This window comes from Gilliamella sp. wkB171, assembly GCF_001693755.1.
GTDB classification, from domain to species: Bacteria; Pseudomonadota; Gammaproteobacteria; order Enterobacterales; family Orbaceae; genus Gilliamella; species Gilliamella apicola_F.
The window spans coordinates 210,000-227,156 of record NZ_LYST01000043.1 but is presented as its reverse complement, the minus strand read 5'-3'; the positions used below and the strand labels follow the sequence as shown (position 1 = coordinate 227,156).

Sequence of the window (17,157 nt, the reverse complement as noted above, 5' to 3'; positions counted from 1 at the left end):
TTTTTATTTTGTGATTAAGATCTCATAAAATGTAATCGTTTTCATTTTTTGAAAATTATTGACTCCGCGTAAGTAAGATATATTATGAAATGATTATGCGAAAAATTCATTTTTTATGCTATTATGAACTAATTGTGGGTGAATAGATTAAATATCATGAAAAAACATAATATTATTGCTGTAGTTTCTTTCTTAAGTTGTATTTTCAACGCTTATGGTGTAGACAAATATGTCACTGATGATGTTGATGTTTACTTACGTCGAGGGCCGGGAGCGCAATATGCTTATTCAAATTCAGCAAAAGCGGGCGAAAAAGTCATTGAACTTGAAAAAAATAGTGATGGTAAATATACCAAGATTCAAGTCAGCAATGGTAGTGTTGCATGGATTGAAACAAGTAAACTTAATGATCAACCGAGTTGCAAAGAGCGACTGCCATCTCTAGAATCTGAACTTGCTCAGTACAAAAGTAAAGCTGATAATGCCGATCAGTCCCAACAAGATGTGGCTAATCAATATGTGCAAAAATTGCAAGATGCAAATACATTAATTGAGTCTTTACAAAATAAAAATACTGAGCTTGAAAACAAACTTAAACAGCAAAATAGTCAACTTGAGTCAATGCTCAATCAAGTGGATGACAAACGCCGTGATCTGATTATTACTTGGTTCACCTATGGCGGTCTTGTGGCTGGTGGTGGTTTAATTTTAGGTTTAATTTTACCGTTAATTATGCCACGCCGTAGAAAAGACCGTTGGATGCGTTAAATGTCTAAGATCTATCTTGTTGGCGGCAGTGTTCGGGATAGATTATTAGGATTACCTGTCGTCGACCATGATTGGGTTGTTGTTGGTGCAACACCCGATCAGCTCCTTGCTTTAGGTTACCAACAAGTTGGTAAAGATTTTCCTGTATTTTTACATCCCACAACTAAAGAAGAATATGCACTAGCGCGTACTGAACGTAAGTCAGGTAACGGTTATACTGGTTTTATTTGTGATTTTGGGGCAAATATTACCTTAGAGCAAGATCTTATTCGTCGCGACTTAACAATCAATGCGATAGCGATGGATGAGCAAGGACATATTGTCGATCCCTATAATGGTGTGAGTGATCTTCATAATAAAATACTACGTCATGTGTCTTTGGCTTTTAGGGAAGATCCATTAAGGATATTACGCATTGCTCGCTTTGCTGCTCGCTATCACCATTTAGGATTTAAAATAGCGCCGGAAACGTTAATTTTGATGAAAGAAATGGTGGCTGCTGGTGAGGTGTCATATTTAACGCCTGAACGCATTTGGAAAGAGACAGAAAAAGCATTATCGACACAGCATCCACAAGTCTATTTTCAAGTACTCAACCAATGTGGTGCGCTTGCTGTATTATTTCCGCAATTAATATTGTCACAAAATGTTATTGATGCATTAGCTAGATCTGTTGAATTAACTGAGCTATTAACGGTTCGCTTTGCAATATTATGTGCTCAGATGCCAACGAAGCAAAGTGTTGAATTGTTATGTCAAAAAATAAAATCCCCCACAAGTTTTTTGAAGATAGCTGTTATGGCTCAGCAATATGGTAAAGTTGTTGAAGATATAAAGCAGTTGACGGCAGAGCAGATTATTCATTTACTAAACAGTATTGACGTATGGCGTAATCCACAACATCTTGAACAATTAATTATTGCAAGCCATGCATATTGTTCAAAAGAGCCATTTTTGCAAGCTCATTACTTAAATGAAGCTTATAATGTTGCCAATAGTGTTAATGTGCAAAATATTATTGCAGATGGTTTTACCGGTAAAGCTATTAATAATGAATTACAAAAAAGGCGAATTGAAGCGTTATTAGACTGCTTTTGATTGCATCTTAATCAATCGTCATTTTTTTTCAAAATATCTAAAAAAAAGGGTTGACGATTTGGCTTAAGACAAGCATAATGCGCCTCGCAGTGTTGGTTATGACGTTGCGAATGAGATGGCTACGTAGCTCAGTTGGTTAGAGCACATCACTCATAATGATGGGGTCACAGGTTCGAATCCCGTCGTAGCCACCATTAAGATTAAGTTGTACTTTTACCGGAAGTATACAGTGCGGGTGTGGCGAAATTGGTAGACGCACCAGATTTAGGTTCTGGCGCCGCAAGGTGTGTGAGTTCAAGTCTCTCCACCCGCACCATTTTAATCTTAGTATCTATCCTTTATTGGGGTATAGCCAAGCGGTAAGGCAGCGGGTTTTGATCCCGCCACTCCCAGGTTCGAATCCTGGTACCCCAGCCATTCCAATCTGCATATTTTTGATATCTCACTCTTTTATATTTTATTGTTAATCATATCGATTGCTAAATTATTCATATGCGGGTATGGCGGAATTGGTAGACGCGCTAGATTCAGGTTCTAGTTCCGAAAGGTGTGCGAGTTCAAATCTCACTACCCGTACCAGATATAATTTTTCACATTATAGTGGGGTATAGCCAAGCGGTAAGGCAGCGGATTCTGATTCCGCCATTCCAAGGTTCGAATCCTTGTACCCCAGCCACTAAATTTTTTATAAAACACTGAGTTAAACGTATATAATTGCATGGTTAATTATAGCAACTATAGCTTATGGCGGTAAAATGGCTGTGGGCTTTCTTGGTCAGAAAAAAGACCGGAATAACCGGCCTTGTTTATTAGCTTTTAAAGAAAGTCAATTCCACACATTGAAGCCGCATGTAAAAAAGGAATAATACCTCTATCGGGAATACACGGCAATTTTCATACCATCTTTTTCCGCAACTAGCTTATGAATTGATTCATCTTTATTACAATATACCGCGATTAAAATACCGTTAAGAGCCATTCTTGAAATGTAATGTGAAAATTTAAATTTTTTATAATTGTTTACCTTTTTACACCCCAGAATCTGCCGAGTCAGTCGAGTTGTTTCTTAACTCTGGATATAAAATATAATGGCGCGCCGCTAGTCAACAATTATTTTACTTTTTTAATTTTTCTTTTAAAAGTTTTAGACCTTCAAATATTGCCGCTTTCTGAGTACCACAAATTGCCGCCAACTCTTTTAATAGTGCGCTCTCATCTTCTGTTAAATATGTACCAGCCAGTCGAGGACGTCCCGCATTCCTGTCTCTATATGCTTGCTCATTTTTGCGTTGTCTTTCTCTATTCATAATTTAACTCCGAATCTATATTGATATAGCAATCGTCCCCCACTTTTGATTGAAAGCGATATACATTAATTTTTTTACTATTACACGTCATTAGTAGCAAATGTTTGTTATCAAAATCTTGATTGTATAATTGCCAAAATGCCATTTTTGCAACATCAAAATTAGTCGTATTTGTACGAGTGTGAAGGAGTATTTCACTCCCGCCTTTTCGTTGTTTTATCACATAAACTCTATATGTTTTTAAATTGTCAGGTGATGCCATCCTCTGCCCCTTAAATCATTGTATAAACGGTTGTGCTACGATATTTGTGCCCCACCAGCAATACTTGTGTTGTATTAACTTCCTGATCTCGGTATAATCGTTCAGCTAGTGAGCATATTTCAAAAAAATTGGCGGGTCATAGTCTTCCCAATATTTTGCGGGGAAAATTGTATCACATAATTGACAAAAATTACGATTAAGCCGCCAGTATTGGACCGGCTTACCATTTACTTCGATAAAGCATTCATTGCCGCCACAATTCAAAATCGCATCTTCAATGCTCATATTAACTTCATTTAAAGTTAGATTCGGCGGTAACGCAATTTTTGCTCCGTGTTTGACCATTTTTTTTGCCATATGTAGTAGTCACATATTTACACCCTTTCGTTTGATGAATAAATAAATGATTATTTCGAACGAAAAAATCTTTTTTATTATTCCCCAGCTCAAAGCGCAGTATGTGCGAATTGTCAGTTTAAGCCGAAAGTTAACTGTGTAACTTAATAAGTTGTAGTTAGTCTGGGGGGCATTTTTATAAATTGGTTATAGTATCGTTTATACTGGGCTATAGAGCTTGATATTTGAATGTCTGAATTTTATTTTCTATCTTGTGTAATCATTAAAAATGTTATTTATTGGCTAACTATTGCAAGCTTGATTGGTTACTTGGTAAGGTGAATCAATAGTAAATCAGTTATCCATTAAAGTTCTTATGGTTGCCGGCAACAATTTTCTGTCGAATTAGAGAGTTTTCAAGCAAATTGCTGGAGTATCACTTGGATAAGTTACAGTGAAATTTCAATTATCAATTGTTTGTTAGGATAAACGGTTGGATGACGTTCAAACAAAATTAACATAGTTATTCTTTCGATTGAATTTTTAATAATTGATAATATTGATTTATTATCATGGTGTATCAAAATAAATAAAGTTTCTTTTATTATGGTTGAGTCCTGTATTAAATTAGCATGGTTCAAGAGTGGTAAAAGTAGGGCGTATCTCGTTAAATAAATGGTTTGTTTGAACATCTAAAGTTTAAGTGAAATTAAACAATATATAAATTAACCTATGAATCTAACTGTATTGTCTTATCTTTAAATTAAAAAGCTAAATAAGAGATTGTGTAATACGCTCAAATCAATTGAATATTTAGACTGTGCAATAAAGTGGCAATAAAATCTGTTGATAAAAAATAAGTTTTCGATTTGTTAGAATATAAAGATATTGAAATTTTGATAGTTATTTTTTGTGTTAGACGTATCCCACATGCATAATTTATATAGCATGTGGAAAACGTATGGACTATAACTTATTATTTATATAAGTTTACATATACAGTTTGTGAAGTGCCTTTTGCATTTGCTGATACTTCTTTCACATAATAGAAATGTGCACCATTAGCAATTGCTTGTTTTTGAGCTGCAGCACTGATTTCAGCTGTATTGTTGAATGAACCGTGGAAACTAATAGTGTCATATGGTTTCATTTTTTTGAATGCATCGCTGCTGATTTCGTAAGCGTCTTCACCTTCAATTGCTTTAGTCACGATGAAATCTCTTGCTACAGCATCTTTTTTGTATAATGCAACATCAATATCTTGTGCTTGATTTTTTACATCAGCAGGTGCAATTGAATACACATAGAAAGCATAAGCATTTTTTTCTGCTGCTAATTTACTTGCTGCATTCATAATATCTGAAGTGTTATTGTAATTACCTTTAAATTTAATCACTTCAAATGGTAAGTAGTAAAGCGCTTTCGCACGAGGATAAACAACAACACCATTTTGAGTCACTTCTTCTTTTTTAACTGCAACAGGTTCTTTTGATTGATAAATATCAGCATAAACGATTGCTTGATCAGCTGAATCACTAGTTGTAGCACTTTCAATTGATTTAATATGATAGTATTTAGCGCCTGCTTCATCAGCTGCACGAGAAATATCACTAGCCGCATTATCTGCTTGTAAATATTTACCTGTTACTGAGATTTCTTTAAGTGGGATTAAATTACTACTTTCTTTAGCTGTTAGTGGTTCTGCTGCATACAAGCTTGCAACTGGTAATGATAGCAATAGTGCTAATGCAACAGATGATTTTTTTAAACGTTTCATGATAATTTCCTTCATTTTTATTTATTGAAATTAGAATTAAATTTAACGCTTTTTTTAATTTGCAGATTCATGACATCACTTATAGAGCAAATGAAATATCAGGTACTCTATAGAATTATGTCTCAATCTACTTATTACTAAATGCGTTTAGACATAAAGCTTTTTCACTTAATAATTATAAAATAGCTTTTTTCTTTCCTATATATGTATGAATTTTATGATAATTCTCAAGAGATTTATAGTGGAAAATAAAACTTCATAGCACTTTTTGCTAAAAATGCAACAAATTGCTAACGATAGTTAATTTTAACGATATAACAACTTTTTGAATTACTTGGTTATTTTTGAAATTTAAACAACTACATGAATTTGATGAATAAAATTATTCAATATTTGAGCTGTTAATCCCCAAATAATATAATTTTTATATTGATAAAAGTAAACTAAATGTTCTGATCTTTTCTGCCATTTTTGAGGACGATTAGGCAATAAATGAAAAGGAAAGTCGTTGCCAAATTTATGACCAACTTCGATGGTAGCTTGACTAGGTCTGTTGTTCATAAACCAATTAAGCGGTACGGTAAAAACTTCTTCAACTTCATCAGGATTAAGGATCAAGTTATCTATTGATTTGATTTCACCGACAAAAGGGTAAATAGTCATAGCAAAATTTGCGATAAATTTAGGTAATTTTCCTAAAATAGTTATTTGTGTGGGTAAAATACCTAATTCTTCGCAAGTTTCACGTTTTGCTGTATATTCCGGATTAATATCGCCTAGCTCTACTCGCCCACCTGGAAAGCAGATATCACCAGGTTGCCATTTTAATGTTTTCGATCGGACTTGGAACAGTAAATGCAATTGATTATTGACCTTAACAAGCGGTATCAAAACTGCTGCTTTTTGATTAATTTTGTTTGCTATCTTACCTGTTTTCAATAAGTTAGCTATCTGTTCAGTTGTGATCATAATATTTATTTAGTTTTGTTTTTAAATTTACGCTGTATTTACGTTATAATAAGAACATGATAGATTGAAGTTGTTTGTTAGTAGTACACGTGGTTCACCTTAATAATGTCATGCAATATTATATTAACAACATAAAAAAAGAACTTAAAGATCTTGCTTTACTAAAACATAAAAGAGCACTCGATGGTATGTCCTTAGAGTTCCAACGTGTTTTTACATTGTTGCCAGCGCTTTTTCATTTTCATCATCCTGCTTTGCCTGGCTATTTAAATGAAGACACTCCGATGGGCATTGCTTGTTATCAAGGTTCTGATGAAGTTTTTGCTCAGTTAAAAAATGAATTTAATTTTAATCTTCCACAAACATTAAATAAAGCAGATATTTCCGCATTATATTCAATGGGCAGTACTTGCTCTATCGGCCAGTCAGTAACGTCAGATCTTGATATCTGGATTTGTATTGAAAATAATTTATCAGCAGTTAGAAAATCGTCATTACAAAAAAAATGCCGATTGATTGAACAATGGGCAAAAGAGCTTGGGATAAAATTAACATTATTTGTTGTTGATGTAGATCGTTTTATTAATCAACATCATGAATGTTTAATGGGCGAAAACTGTGGTTCAGCTCAACATATATTATTATTGGAAGAGTTTTATCGATCAGCTAATTTACTTGCTGGAAAACTATTATTATGGTTCGCTGTGCCCGCAAATTTAACCGTGAATAATACAACCTATCCTAGCTATGAAAAATGTATTGAAGCATTAGTTGAACAAAAAATAATTGAACGCGATCAATGGATCGATTTTGGCCCTTTAACAGGATTATCGGCAGAGGAATATTTTGGCGCCAGCTTGTGGCAACTTTATAAAAGTATTGATTCACCTTTTAAAGCGGTATTAAAGACATTATTACTTGAAGCATATTCGTGGATATATCCAGAAAATAAACCTATTGCTTATCAAATGCGCGATTTTATACAAACATTTAAAAGCGATGAAGGGTGTTATCTTGATTCTTACTATATGTTATTGCAACGCATCAGCAACTATCTAATTGAAATTAAAGATTTTCCAAGATTAAAATTAGTAAGAACGTGCTTTTACCTCAAAGTTAATGAAAAGTTATCTATTGCAAATTCTACGCCATCGTGGCGTCGTAAAGTGCTTGAAGATTTGGTGAAGCAATGGAAATGGGATAAACAATGTTTTGCTAAACTCGATACCAGCCATACTTGGAAAATAGAACAAGTTCGTGAAATACACGAAGTTTTACTACAAACTATGATGACGGGGTATCGTAACTTACTTAATTTTGGTCGCCGTAATAATTTGGATTCCTTAATTAGTCCTCAAGACTTAGCAATATTAACACGTAAATTGTATGCTTCATTTGAAGTATTACCGGGAAAAATAACCACATTAAAGCTTAATATTTCGCATAATTTACAAGAAGAGGCGTTAACCTTTATTCATGTTAAAGAAGATAGAATAAATCGAGCTGGATGGTATGTTTATAAGCAAAAACCAATATTGGATCAAATTATTGGTCACCAATACTTAGAATATAGTAAGTATTTAGTTAAGTTAGTGAGTTGGTGTTACTTTAATCGTTTAATCTCGGACTCTACTGAGTTTTATTATCACGATGGCGAGGATCGGGATAAAGCAAAAATAACCAAATTTATTGATGACCTAAAACAATATTTTCCTATTGATGTGCCAGCAGCAACTGAAGAGCAATTGTATGGCCCATGTGAAATCCGACATTTAGCGATCATCTTAAATTTAGAAAACGATCCAACTACCCAATGTGAATTAGATCACGAAATTAATACTAATATATTAAATTACGGTAAAAAAGAGTTAAGTTTAGTAGGTTCGGTTGATTTGCTTTATCGCAACTCATGGAATGAAATTCGCGTTTTGCACTTTAGTGGTACATTATGTGTCCTTGAAGCCATAAAAGCATTACTAAACCGAATGCATAAAGATGCTGATTTACCCAATTCAATGGAAATTTTTTGTTATAGTAAATATTTTAGTGTTGAAATTAAAAAACAGATCAAAAAATTAATGGATGATTGTGTCGAATTACGTTTAACAACCACTATCAATAATTCGACTCAAGTTAAACCATTAAGAATTGATGGGGCATCTTGGTATTTATTCTTTGAACGTTTAGGTGTTTCATTCCATCAGTTTGAAAATGCTATCGACTTCTATGGTGCGGTATCGAATAACAAAGTTCAAGGTAGACCTTTAAACATTCTAGATGAAACCAATGAACTCCCAAAAGAAATTGACAGTGTAGCTTATCAAGGCATCATACAATTCTTTTTTGAAGATACCCAAACAGGTTTTGATCTGTATATTTTAAATGAACATAATCAGATCGAGATCTATCGCAATTGTAATGGTAATAAAGAAAATATGGTCAAAGCAATCAACGATTTTTATGTTTTATCTGATGATCGCTTTACTTTTACTACAAGCAGCTCTGTTAATTTTAACCTTCCGCAATTTTATCAAATTACCTATAACGAAAATGGGGATCGTGAGATCTTTTTATTAAATTAATTGATCCCAATTAAAAATTAATGTAAAAAAAATTGAGATATACATTACGTTTTAGTATAAGAAAGAGTAAAAAAGTAATTTTAATAGGTAAATTTTTAAAATTTCTATTAAAATGTGGGAACTTTTTTAAAATTTAAGAATCTAACTGTTTGTAAGCGCAATTTTGGGCCACATAGCAGTTATTAACATAATGAGGAATGGCCTTTAATGGGGGAGAAAGTAACAGACCAAGTATTAGTTGATCGTGTATTAAACGGAGATAAAAATGCGTTCAATTTGCTTGTACTACGTTATCAAAATAAGCTCGCTCATTTGGTTTCTCGCTATGTTTTAGCTTCTGAAATACCTGATGTTGTGCAAGAAACTTTTATTAAGGCTTATCGATCGTTAAGTCTATTTAAAGGTGAAAGTATATTTTATACGTGGTTGTATCGAATAGCGGTTAATACAGCAAAAAATTATTTAATTTCTCAAGGGCGACGTCCTCCATCTTCAGATATCGATGCAAGTGAAGCTGAAGGATATGAAGGTGCAGATTCTTTAAGAGATCTGGACAATCCAGAAAGTTTAGTCCTGTCAAAAGAGGTTGAAAAAGTTGTATTTGAAGCTATTGAAGCTTTGCCTGATGATTTAAGAACGGCTATTACTCTGCGCGAAATAGACGGTTTAAGTTATGAGGAAATTGCTGAAATTATGGATACACCAGTAGGAACAGTGAGATCACGTATTTTTAGAGCGCGTGATATTATTGATGAAAAGATCAAACCATTATTAAATGGTTGAAATGAATTAATAATAAGCAGTGATAAATTTAAGGTATCTATTATGCAAATAGAACAAAAAGAGCAACTTTCATTACTCATGGATGACGAGTTAAACGATGATCACTTCATTGATGCTGTATCAAAAGATGAAAGTTTACAAGCATGTTGGCATCGTTATCACATTGTAAGATCTGCAATGCGTGGTGAATTGCACGATAGTTCATTAACGTTGGATATTTCAAATCAAGTCGCAAAAGCAATCGCTGCTGATAATTTATATTCACCTCTACCAAATCAACCTGATCAAAATAACGTTGATATTCCAAATGCGAAAAATCTTATTTGGATTCGAGTTAAAGATTGCTTAGGTAAAGTAAGTCAGGTTGGACTAGCAGCCTGTGTGACCTTAGCGATTATTGCAGGCGTTCAATATCACCAAGGGCAATCTGATGATTCAAATGGTTCGCCTGTCCTAAATACTGTACCCATTGGGGTAAATGTCGCGCCAGTTGGTGGTATACAACAGCACAATGATCAACAATTAATTGAAAAAAGACAGTATGATAAAATTCGATTGTTGGTCCAAGATTATGAATTGCAAAAAAGGCTCAATGCGTATTAATTTTATATGAATTTTTCATTCTATTTAACTAAGTGCAAAATCAAACAGAGTATAATGATTATTATTACTCTGTTTTTTATGTTGTTTGCATTATCTGTTTTTGCTGCTGATAATGATAAAGCAGTAAATTTGTTAAATAAAATGAGCAAATCTGTCCAAACAAATAGTTATCAAATCCATTTTCTCTCACAAGATAAAGATCAGTATGTCACTACCTTTGAATATAGCCATTTAGGGGCTTTACAAAAAGAGGAGGTCAAAGCGCAATTGCTTTATCTTGAAGGTCCTGCAAAAGAGATTATTTTACACAATAATATTACCAGTTATTTTCAACCTGATAGTGCATCTTTTTCTATTACCAGCCCTCGTATAACCGAAGCATTCCCTGATGTAATTTATAATGATTTTACTAAGCTTACTGATGCATACGAATTTGTGAAGTTAGGTAAAACTAGAACGGCCAATCGCAGTGTTCAGCTAATAAAAATGATTGCTAAAGATAAAGATCGCTATAGCTATATTATTTGGATAGATGACAAGAATTTTTTACCGATACGAATCGATTTACTTGATCAAGATGGTGAGATTATCAATCAACTCAAAGTAGTAGATATAGATGAAGACTTTGATCAGAAAAAAATGAAAGATTATATCGATAGCCGTACTTATCCTATATTATTGTCTATTGAAAAACAGAACAATATGTTAGATGCATGGCGATTAGCTTGGTTACCAAAAGGATTTAAAGAAGTTGCTGCTTATAATGTCAATTTTTACAATTCTGATATTGCAACGAAACTTTTTTCGGATGGCGTATTTTCGTTCACAGTAAATGTTTCTTCTGATTTATCAAATCAATCAAACCAGCTTATCCAACAAGGTGGACGTACAATTTTTTCAACAAATATTGGTAACAAAAATATTATTATTATTGGTAACTTGCCTAAAACTACCATTGAACGAATTGCTCAAAATATTGTTGAGAAATAGCTGCAAACCTTTCGATAAGACTATGCTTAGTGGCTATTAATGTGTAGAATGTTGCTTTTCTATTTTCCGTGATTATCTAATTGCTCTATTATTTGTCAAAACCATTATTGGATAATCAACAGTATATAACTAAAATATAAACTATAATTTATTGATATGAATAAAAATATCCGCAATTTTTCAATTATTGCTCATATTGATCATGGTAAATCGACACTTTCAGATCGTATTATTCAAATTTGTGGTGGTCTTTCTGATCGAGAAATGGCAGCACAAGTTTTGGATTCGATGGATCTTGAGCGTGAACGAGGTATCACAATTAAAGCACAAAGTGTGACATTAGATTATCATGCTAAAGATGGTCAAACCTATCAGCTTAATTTTATCGATACACCTGGACATGTTGACTTTTCGTATGAGGTTTCTCGTTCGCTAGCCGCCTGCGAAGGTGCATTGTTGGTTGTCGATGCAGGTCAAGGGGTAGAAGCACAAACTCTTGCTAACTGTTATACGGCTTTAGACATGAATCTGGAAGTTGTTCCGGTACTGAATAAAATTGATTTGCCAGCAGCAGAACCAGAGCGCGTTGCCGCTGAAATTGAAGATATTGTTGGTATTGATGCAAGTAATGCTGTTCGATGTTCAGCCAAAACCGGGGTAGGTGTTGTTGATGTACTTGAACAATTAGTAAAAGATATTCCCCCTCCTGAAGGTGATTCTAATGCGCCATTGCAAGCATTAATTATTGACTCATGGTTTGATAACTATTTAGGTGTAGTGTCGTTAATTCGTATTAAAAATGGCGAACTGCACAAAGGTGATAAAATCAAAGTGATGAGTACTGGCATGACATATAATGTCGATCGCCTTGGTATTTTTACACCGAAACAGGTTGATAAAGATTCACTAAACTGTGGTGAGGTTGGCTGGGTTGTTTGTGCAATTAAAGATATTTTAGGTGCCCCTGTTGGTGATACCTTAACCTCAGCCAGGGCTCCAGCGGATAAACCATTACCTGGGTTTAAAAAAGTAAAACCACAAGTTTATGCTGGTTTATTCCCGACAAGTTCTGACGATTACGAAGCATTTCGTGATGCATTAGGTAAATTAAGCTTAAATGATGCGTCATTATTTTATGAGCCAGAAAATTCAGGTGCCTTAGGATTTGGTTTTCGTTGTGGTTTCCTTGGGTTATTACACATGGAAATCATTCAAGAACGCTTAGAGCGCGAGTACAACCTTGATTTAATTACGACTGCGCCAACTGTTGTTTATGAAGTTTTAACCACATCAAATGAAATTGTCTATGTTGATAGCCCAGCTAAGCTACCAGCGGTAAATAATATTCAAGAACTTCGTGAACCGATTGCTGAATGTAATATTTTAGTGCCGCAAACTTACTTAGGAAATGTTATTACCTTATGTGTAGAAAAGCGTGGTGTACAAACTAATATGGTTTACCATGGTAATCAAGTTGCATTGACTTATGAAATCCCAATGACTGAAGTTGTATTAGATTTCTTTGATAAATTGAAATCAACTTCGCGTGGTTATGCATCATTAGATTATAGTTTTAAACGTTTTCAGGTTGCTGATATGGTCAGACTAGATGTACTGATTAATGGTGAGCGAGTTGATGCGTTAGCGCTGATTACACATAAAGATAATGCGCCTTATCGCGGGCGTGAATTAGTTGAAAAGATGAAAGATCTTATTCCTCGTCAGCAATTTGATATTGCTATTCAGGCAGCTATAGGTAATCATGTTATTGCTCGATCAACAGTCAAACAGTTACGCAAAAACGTATTAGCCAAATGTTATGGCGGTGATGTAAGCCGTAAGAAGAAACTTTTACAGAAGCAAAAAGAAGGTAAAAAACGCATGAAGCAGGTAGGTAACGTAGAACTACCGCAAGAAGCATTTTTAGCTATTTTGCATGTAGGAAAAGATTAATTAGTTGAAGAGGTAAAAAAATGGCTGGAATATTTGCCATCATATTAACGTTAGCAACATTTATAACTGGAATCTTTTGGTTTTTAGAAAAATTTAAATGGAAACCAGCTAGACAAAGAAAAGTTGAAGAAGTTCGTCAACAATGCAATGGTGAAGTTGATGGCAAAATACTTGCTGAAGTTGGAAAACCAAATGGCTGGATAGAAACGTTATCCTCATTTTTTCCAGTTTTATTTATTGTATTTGTGATTCGTTCATTTTTATTTGAACCTTTCCAAATACCGTCTGGTTCAATGATGCAAACTTTACTGGTCGGCGATTTTATTGCAGTCCAAAAGTACTCCTATGGACTTAGAGATCCCATTACAAATACAGTATTGATTCCAACTGGCCACCCAAAGCGAGGTGATGTAGCGGTATTTAAACATCCAAATGTTCCACAAATGGATTTAATTAAACGTGTTGTGGGTTTGCCTGGTGATAAAATTGTCTATTCAGTTAATGACAAAAAAATATTTATTTATCCTGCTTGTCAAACAAGTGATTCCAATTGTGTTGGACAAAAAGCTCAGCCGTTAGATTTACATTACACTGAACCAAAACCTAGCGATTGGAAAGAAGTGCACAGAGAAATGAAAGCCAACCCGAATTTTTATACGCTAGAACAATATGCAAAGCAAGATATTGTCAATTCACGATCGGTGGTATCGCTTGATATGAAAATACAACAAGAAACGTTGGGCGAGCAACCTCACGATATTTTAACAACGCAAGGTTCGCAAGAAGATCCAAATTATTTTTACCATCAAGATGGTCAACCTATTGCGACATGGGTTGTCCCTCAAGGACACTATTTTATGATGGGTGATAACCGTGATAACAGTGGTGATAGCCGTTACTTTGGTTTTGTACCCGAAGAAAACTTTGTTGGACGAGCAACCGCAATTTGGATTAGTTTTGAAAAACAACCTAATGAATGGCCTACCGGTATAAGATTCAGCCGGATTGGTGGTATACATTAATAATAATGATGATGAAAAAATTTAGTCAAATACAACAATCAATTGGTTACCAATTTAACGATTTATCTTTACTTGAATTAGCACTTACTCATCGTAGTGCTAATAAATTACATAATGAACGTTTAGAGTTTCTTGGTGATTCTATTTTAAGTTTTGTTATTGCTGATGAGCTTTATCACCGATTTATCAAACAAGACGAAGGTGATTTAAGTCAAATGCGAGCAAGTTTAGTCTGTGGTCAAACTTTAGCGGAAATTGGTAAAGACTTTAAGTTAGGTGATCATCTTATTTTAGGACAAGGTGAATTAAAAAGCGGTGGATTTCGCCGCGAATCCATCATTTCTGATGCTGTAGAAGCCATAATTGGTGCAATTTATTTAGATAGCAATATTGAAAATATACGTCAATTAATTTTGGCCTGGTACCAAACTCGTTTAACTGAAATTAAACCAGGCATTAAACAAAAAGATGCTAAAACGCGTTTGCAAGAATATTTACAAGGTATTCATCATGAAAGACCATGTTATTTAATACTTGAAGTGACTGGTGACAATCATGAACAAGAGTTTTTAATTCAGTGTAAAATTGAAAACGATGAAAATCAATATTTAGGGCGTGGTTTAAGTCGACGTAAGGCTGAACAATCCGCAGCACAACAAGCACTCAATCAATTAGGTATAAAATGACAGAAACGATAGCACATTGTGGTTTTGTTGCCATTGTTGGTCGACCAAATGTAGGTAAATCAACTTTATTAAATCAATTACTTGGTCAAAAAGTCTCAATTACTTCGCGTAAAGCGCAAACTACACGCCATCGAATTATTGGCATTGATACGCAAGGCAATGATCAAGTTATTTACATTGATACACCAGGACTACACATAGAAGAAAAACGCGCAATTAATCGCTTAATGAATCGTGCAGCAAGTAGCTCAATAGGTGATGTTGAATTAGTTATTTTTGTCGTTGAAGGTACGCATTGGAATGATGACGATGAGATGGTTGCTAATAAGTTAAAAGGGTGTAAATGCCCGGTTTTACTTGTCATTAATAAAATTGACAATGTTATGGATAAAACGCAACTTTTACCCCATATTCAAGCAATCAGTCAAAAACTTGATTTTCTCGATGTGGTGCCTATTAGTGCTGAAAAAGGGGAAGGTATTGACATTATTAAAAGTATTGTCAAAAAACACCTGCCTGAAGGTGAACACCATTTTCCTGAAGACTATATTACTGATCGTTCTCAACGATTTATGGCATCAGAAATTATTCGTGAAAAATTAATGCGCTTCTTAGGTGATGAGTTACCTTACTCTGTTACTGTTGAAATTGAGCAATTTAAAGTTGATGAACGCAACGGTATGTATCGTATCAATGGCTTAATTTTAGTGGAACGAGATGGTCAAAAGAAAATGGTTATTGGTAATAAGGGCGAAAAAATTAAAAAAATTGGCATTGAAGCGCGCAAAGATATGCAGTCCTTCTTTGATAACAAAGTTCATTTAGAACTGTGGGTAAAAGTCAAAGCGGGTTGGGCTGATGATGAACGGGCACTGCGAAGCTTAGGTTATAGTGATGATTAATTATCATCACTTCAAATTAAGTAATTAAACTATTTTTGTTGTTTGATTACTTAATTTATTTAACTTTTTTATATTGTTTGTCCTTTTTCTATTTTATACGCTAAACAAGTACTGTTTTTGACTTGTTCTCCATCTAACCTTTTTAATAAAAGCTCAATTGCAACTTTTCCAATTTCAAAACGGGGTGTGATAACGGTTGCTATTTTTTGTTGATTAGCGCGACCGATTTCTAAACCATGAAAGCCTGCAATAGCAATTTGTTCAGGCACTGCAATATTATAATTTTGACATTCAAGTAACACACCAATTGCCATATCATCATTAGTACAAAATATTCCATCAAGGTCGGGATATTGTTCGATAGCTTGGTTAAACAAACTTTTACCTAAATTAATTGATGATATTGCATCAGGAATAATCTGCTTCGCCATCAATCCTGATTGTTTCATGGCGCGTTGATAACCATTGTAACGTTGGCTATCACGGGCACTTGCGATAGAATTAAAATAGATAATATTTTTTTTGCCTGAAGCTAACATTTGCATTGTCATATCAAAGGCGGCTTGTTCGTTATCAAACCCAACTTGGATATCAAAAAATTGCTGAGTCACATCCATCAATTCAACAACAGGAATATTGGCCGTTTTTAAGTACTGCAAAGTTGTTTTAGTATGGTTTTTTTCCATTAGTACCAAGGCATCAATATTATAGGATAGCAAATTGATAATTTTTTCTTCTTCGATTTTTTTATCATAATTATAATTGGTAATAATGGTTTGATAATGGTGCTTTGAGGTAACAGACTCAATTCCTGCTAACACTTCTAAAAATATGTGATTTTTAAATGAAGGAATAACAATACCAATACACCTACTGCGTGAGCCCAACATGATTTGCGGTGCAAGATTAGGAATGTAATTAATTTCTTTTAAAACTTTTGCTATTTTTTCTTTGTTTTTTTCAGAGACTTGTTCTGGATTTCTCAAATAGCGACTAATAGTCATTTTAGTCACGCCGGTCAAATCTGCGATATCTTGTAAACTAATGCGTTTATCTTTCATAACCCTTTATTTTTATAGGTAAACAAGCCAGTTGAATTTAGCCATTTTACCAGTAAAA

Annotated in this window: 16 protein-coding genes and 5 tRNA genes; 15 read left to right on the top strand and 6 right to left on the bottom strand. The window is 34.0% G+C overall.

The window, feature by feature from the left end:
- Positions 1-156 precede the first annotated feature (156 nt).
- The 7 genes from A9G03_RS07110 (at position 157) to A9G03_RS07080 (ending at position 2,542) form a co-directional block, all read left to right on the top strand.
- Positions 157-768 (top strand): TIGR04211 family SH3 domain-containing protein, encoded by a 612-nt coding sequence (locus A9G03_RS07110; protein ID WP_065634368.1) that lies wholly within the window; start codon positions 157-159, stop codon positions 766-768.
- Complete coding sequence (locus A9G03_RS07105; RefSeq protein ID WP_065798809.1) at positions 769-1,866, top strand: multifunctional CCA addition/repair protein; 1,098 nt, start codon at positions 769-771, stop codon at positions 1,864-1,866.
- A gap of 117 nt (positions 1,867-1,983) precedes the next feature.
- Positions 1,984-2,060, top strand: a tRNA-Met gene (locus A9G03_RS07100).
- A 37-nt stretch (positions 2,061-2,097) separates the two neighbouring features.
- A tRNA-Leu gene (locus tag A9G03_RS07095) sits at positions 2,098-2,182 on the top strand.
- Positions 2,183-2,208: 26 nt separating this feature from the next.
- A tRNA-Gln gene (locus A9G03_RS07090) sits at positions 2,209-2,283 on the top strand.
- Positions 2,284-2,360: 77 nt separating this feature from the next.
- Positions 2,361-2,445 (top strand) — tRNA-Leu (locus A9G03_RS07085).
- Between the two features lie 22 nt (positions 2,446-2,467).
- Positions 2,468-2,542: transfer RNA gene (locus tag A9G03_RS07080), tRNA-Gln, on the top strand.
- 439 nt (positions 2,543-2,981) lie between these two features.
- Here the strand turns inward: A9G03_RS07080 and A9G03_RS07075 are convergent.
- From A9G03_RS07075 to A9G03_RS07055, 5 genes are all read right to left on the bottom strand, one after another.
- Entirely contained in the window at positions 2,982-3,173 is a 192-nt protein-coding gene (locus A9G03_RS07075) for a hypothetical protein (RefSeq protein ID WP_065798808.1), read from the bottom strand.
- Positions 3,166-3,435 (bottom strand): hypothetical protein, encoded by a 270-nt coding sequence (locus A9G03_RS07070; RefSeq protein ID WP_065798807.1) that lies wholly within the window; start codon positions 3,433-3,435, stop codon positions 3,166-3,168. The genes A9G03_RS07075 and A9G03_RS07070 overlap by 8 nt, the downstream gene beginning before the upstream one ends.
- A gap of 105 nt (positions 3,436-3,540) precedes the next feature.
- Positions 3,541-3,780, bottom strand: coding sequence for a hypothetical protein (locus tag A9G03_RS07065; protein ID WP_065798806.1), 240 nt, complete (start codon positions 3,778-3,780; stop codon positions 3,541-3,543).
- A gap of 967 nt (positions 3,781-4,747) precedes the next feature.
- A complete protein-coding gene (locus tag A9G03_RS07060; RefSeq protein ID WP_065634370.1) occupies positions 4,748-5,548 on the bottom strand; it encodes a YdgH/BhsA/McbA-like domain containing protein in 801 nt (266 codons plus the stop codon).
- A gap of 351 nt (positions 5,549-5,899) precedes the next feature.
- Complete coding sequence (locus A9G03_RS07055) at positions 5,900-6,517, bottom strand: NUDIX hydrolase (RefSeq protein ID WP_065798805.1); 618 nt, start codon at positions 6,515-6,517, stop codon at positions 5,900-5,902.
- 89 nt (positions 6,518-6,606) lie between these two features.
- Here A9G03_RS07055 and A9G03_RS07050 point away from each other — a divergent pair, with 89 nt between their 5' ends.
- The 8 genes from A9G03_RS07050 to era all read left to right on the top strand — a co-directional run bounded on the left by A9G03_RS07050 (position 6,607) and on the right by era (position 16,038).
- On the top strand, positions 6,607-9,099 hold the full coding sequence (locus A9G03_RS07050; protein ID WP_143425829.1) for a class I adenylate cyclase: 2,493 nt from the start codon (positions 6,607-6,609) through the stop codon (positions 9,097-9,099).
- Positions 9,100-9,306: 207 nt separating this feature from the next.
- Positions 9,307-9,882, top strand: a complete 576-nt coding sequence (gene rpoE, locus A9G03_RS07045) for an RNA polymerase sigma factor RpoE (protein ID WP_065633322.1) — start codon at positions 9,307-9,309, stop codon at positions 9,880-9,882.
- A gap of 42 nt (positions 9,883-9,924) precedes the next feature.
- Entirely contained in the window at positions 9,925-10,485 is a 561-nt protein-coding gene (locus tag A9G03_RS07040; protein ID WP_065633323.1) for an RseA family anti-sigma factor, read from the top strand.
- Positions 10,486-10,539: 54 nt separating this feature from the next.
- Entirely contained in the window at positions 10,540-11,475 is a 936-nt protein-coding gene (locus tag A9G03_RS07035; protein ID WP_065798803.1) for a MucB/RseB C-terminal domain-containing protein, read from the top strand.
- A 156-nt stretch (positions 11,476-11,631) separates the two neighbouring features.
- Complete coding sequence (gene lepA / locus A9G03_RS07030; RefSeq protein ID WP_065633325.1) at positions 11,632-13,428, top strand: translation elongation factor 4; 1,797 nt, start codon at positions 11,632-11,634, stop codon at positions 13,426-13,428.
- 20 nt (positions 13,429-13,448) lie between these two features.
- Complete coding sequence (gene lepB / locus A9G03_RS07025) at positions 13,449-14,450, top strand: signal peptidase I (RefSeq protein ID WP_065633326.1); 1,002 nt, start codon at positions 13,449-13,451, stop codon at positions 14,448-14,450.
- Between the two features lie 8 nt (positions 14,451-14,458).
- A complete protein-coding gene (rnc, locus tag A9G03_RS07020; RefSeq protein WP_065633372.1) occupies positions 14,459-15,136 on the top strand; it encodes a ribonuclease III in 678 nt (225 codons plus the stop codon).
- Positions 15,133-16,038: a GTPase Era gene (gene era, locus A9G03_RS07015; RefSeq protein WP_065633327.1), complete on the top strand. Its 906-nt coding sequence runs from the start codon at positions 15,133-15,135 to the stop codon at positions 16,036-16,038. Before rnc ends, era begins: the two co-directional genes overlap by 4 nt.
- A 68-nt stretch (positions 16,039-16,106) precedes the next feature.
- On the opposite strand, the gene idnR is transcribed toward era, so the two are convergent.
- The gene (gene idnR, locus A9G03_RS07010; protein ID WP_065798802.1) at positions 16,107-17,099 is read right to left on the bottom strand and encodes a DNA-binding transcriptional regulator IdnR; all 993 of its coding nucleotides are present in this window, start codon (positions 17,097-17,099) and stop codon (positions 16,107-16,109) included.
- Positions 17,100-17,157: the final 58 nt, after the last annotated feature.

Coding starts and splice junctions, on each gene's coding strand:
- A9G03_RS07110 (WP_065634368.1), top strand. CDS start 157: ATGAAAAAACATAATATTATTGCTGTAGTTTCTTTCTTAAGTTGTATT.
- A9G03_RS07105 (WP_065798809.1), top strand. CDS start 769: ATGTCTAAGATCTATCTTGTTGGCGGCAGTGTTCGGGATAGATTATTA.
- A9G03_RS07075 (WP_065798808.1), bottom strand. CDS start 3,173: ATGAATAGAGAAAGACAACGCAAAAATGAGCAAGCATATAGAGACAGG.
- A9G03_RS07070 (WP_065798807.1), bottom strand. CDS start 3,435: ATGGCATCACCTGACAATTTAAAAACATATAGAGTTTATGTGATAAAA.
- A9G03_RS07065 (WP_065798806.1), bottom strand. CDS start 3,780: ATGGTCAAACACGGAGCAAAAATTGCGTTACCGCCGAATCTAACTTTA.
- A9G03_RS07060 (WP_065634370.1), bottom strand. CDS start 5,548: ATGAAACGTTTAAAAAAATCATCTGTTGCATTAGCACTATTGCTATCA.
- A9G03_RS07055 (WP_065798805.1), bottom strand. CDS start 6,517: ATGATCACAACTGAACAGATAGCTAACTTATTGAAAACAGGTAAGATA.
- rpoE (WP_065633322.1), top strand. CDS start 9,307: ATGGGGGAGAAAGTAACAGACCAAGTATTAGTTGATCGTGTATTAAAC.
- A9G03_RS07040 (WP_065633323.1), top strand. CDS start 9,925: ATGCAAATAGAACAAAAAGAGCAACTTTCATTACTCATGGATGACGAG.
- A9G03_RS07035 (WP_065798803.1), top strand. CDS start 10,540: ATGATTATTATTACTCTGTTTTTTATGTTGTTTGCATTATCTGTTTTT.
- lepA (WP_065633325.1), top strand. CDS start 11,632: ATGAATAAAAATATCCGCAATTTTTCAATTATTGCTCATATTGATCAT.
- lepB (WP_065633326.1), top strand. CDS start 13,449: ATGGCTGGAATATTTGCCATCATATTAACGTTAGCAACATTTATAACT.
- rnc (WP_065633372.1), top strand. CDS start 14,459: ATGATGAAAAAATTTAGTCAAATACAACAATCAATTGGTTACCAATTT.
- era (WP_065633327.1), top strand. CDS start 15,133: ATGACAGAAACGATAGCACATTGTGGTTTTGTTGCCATTGTTGGTCGA.
- idnR (WP_065798802.1), bottom strand. CDS start 17,099: ATGAAAGATAAACGCATTAGTTTACAAGATATCGCAGATTTGACCGGC.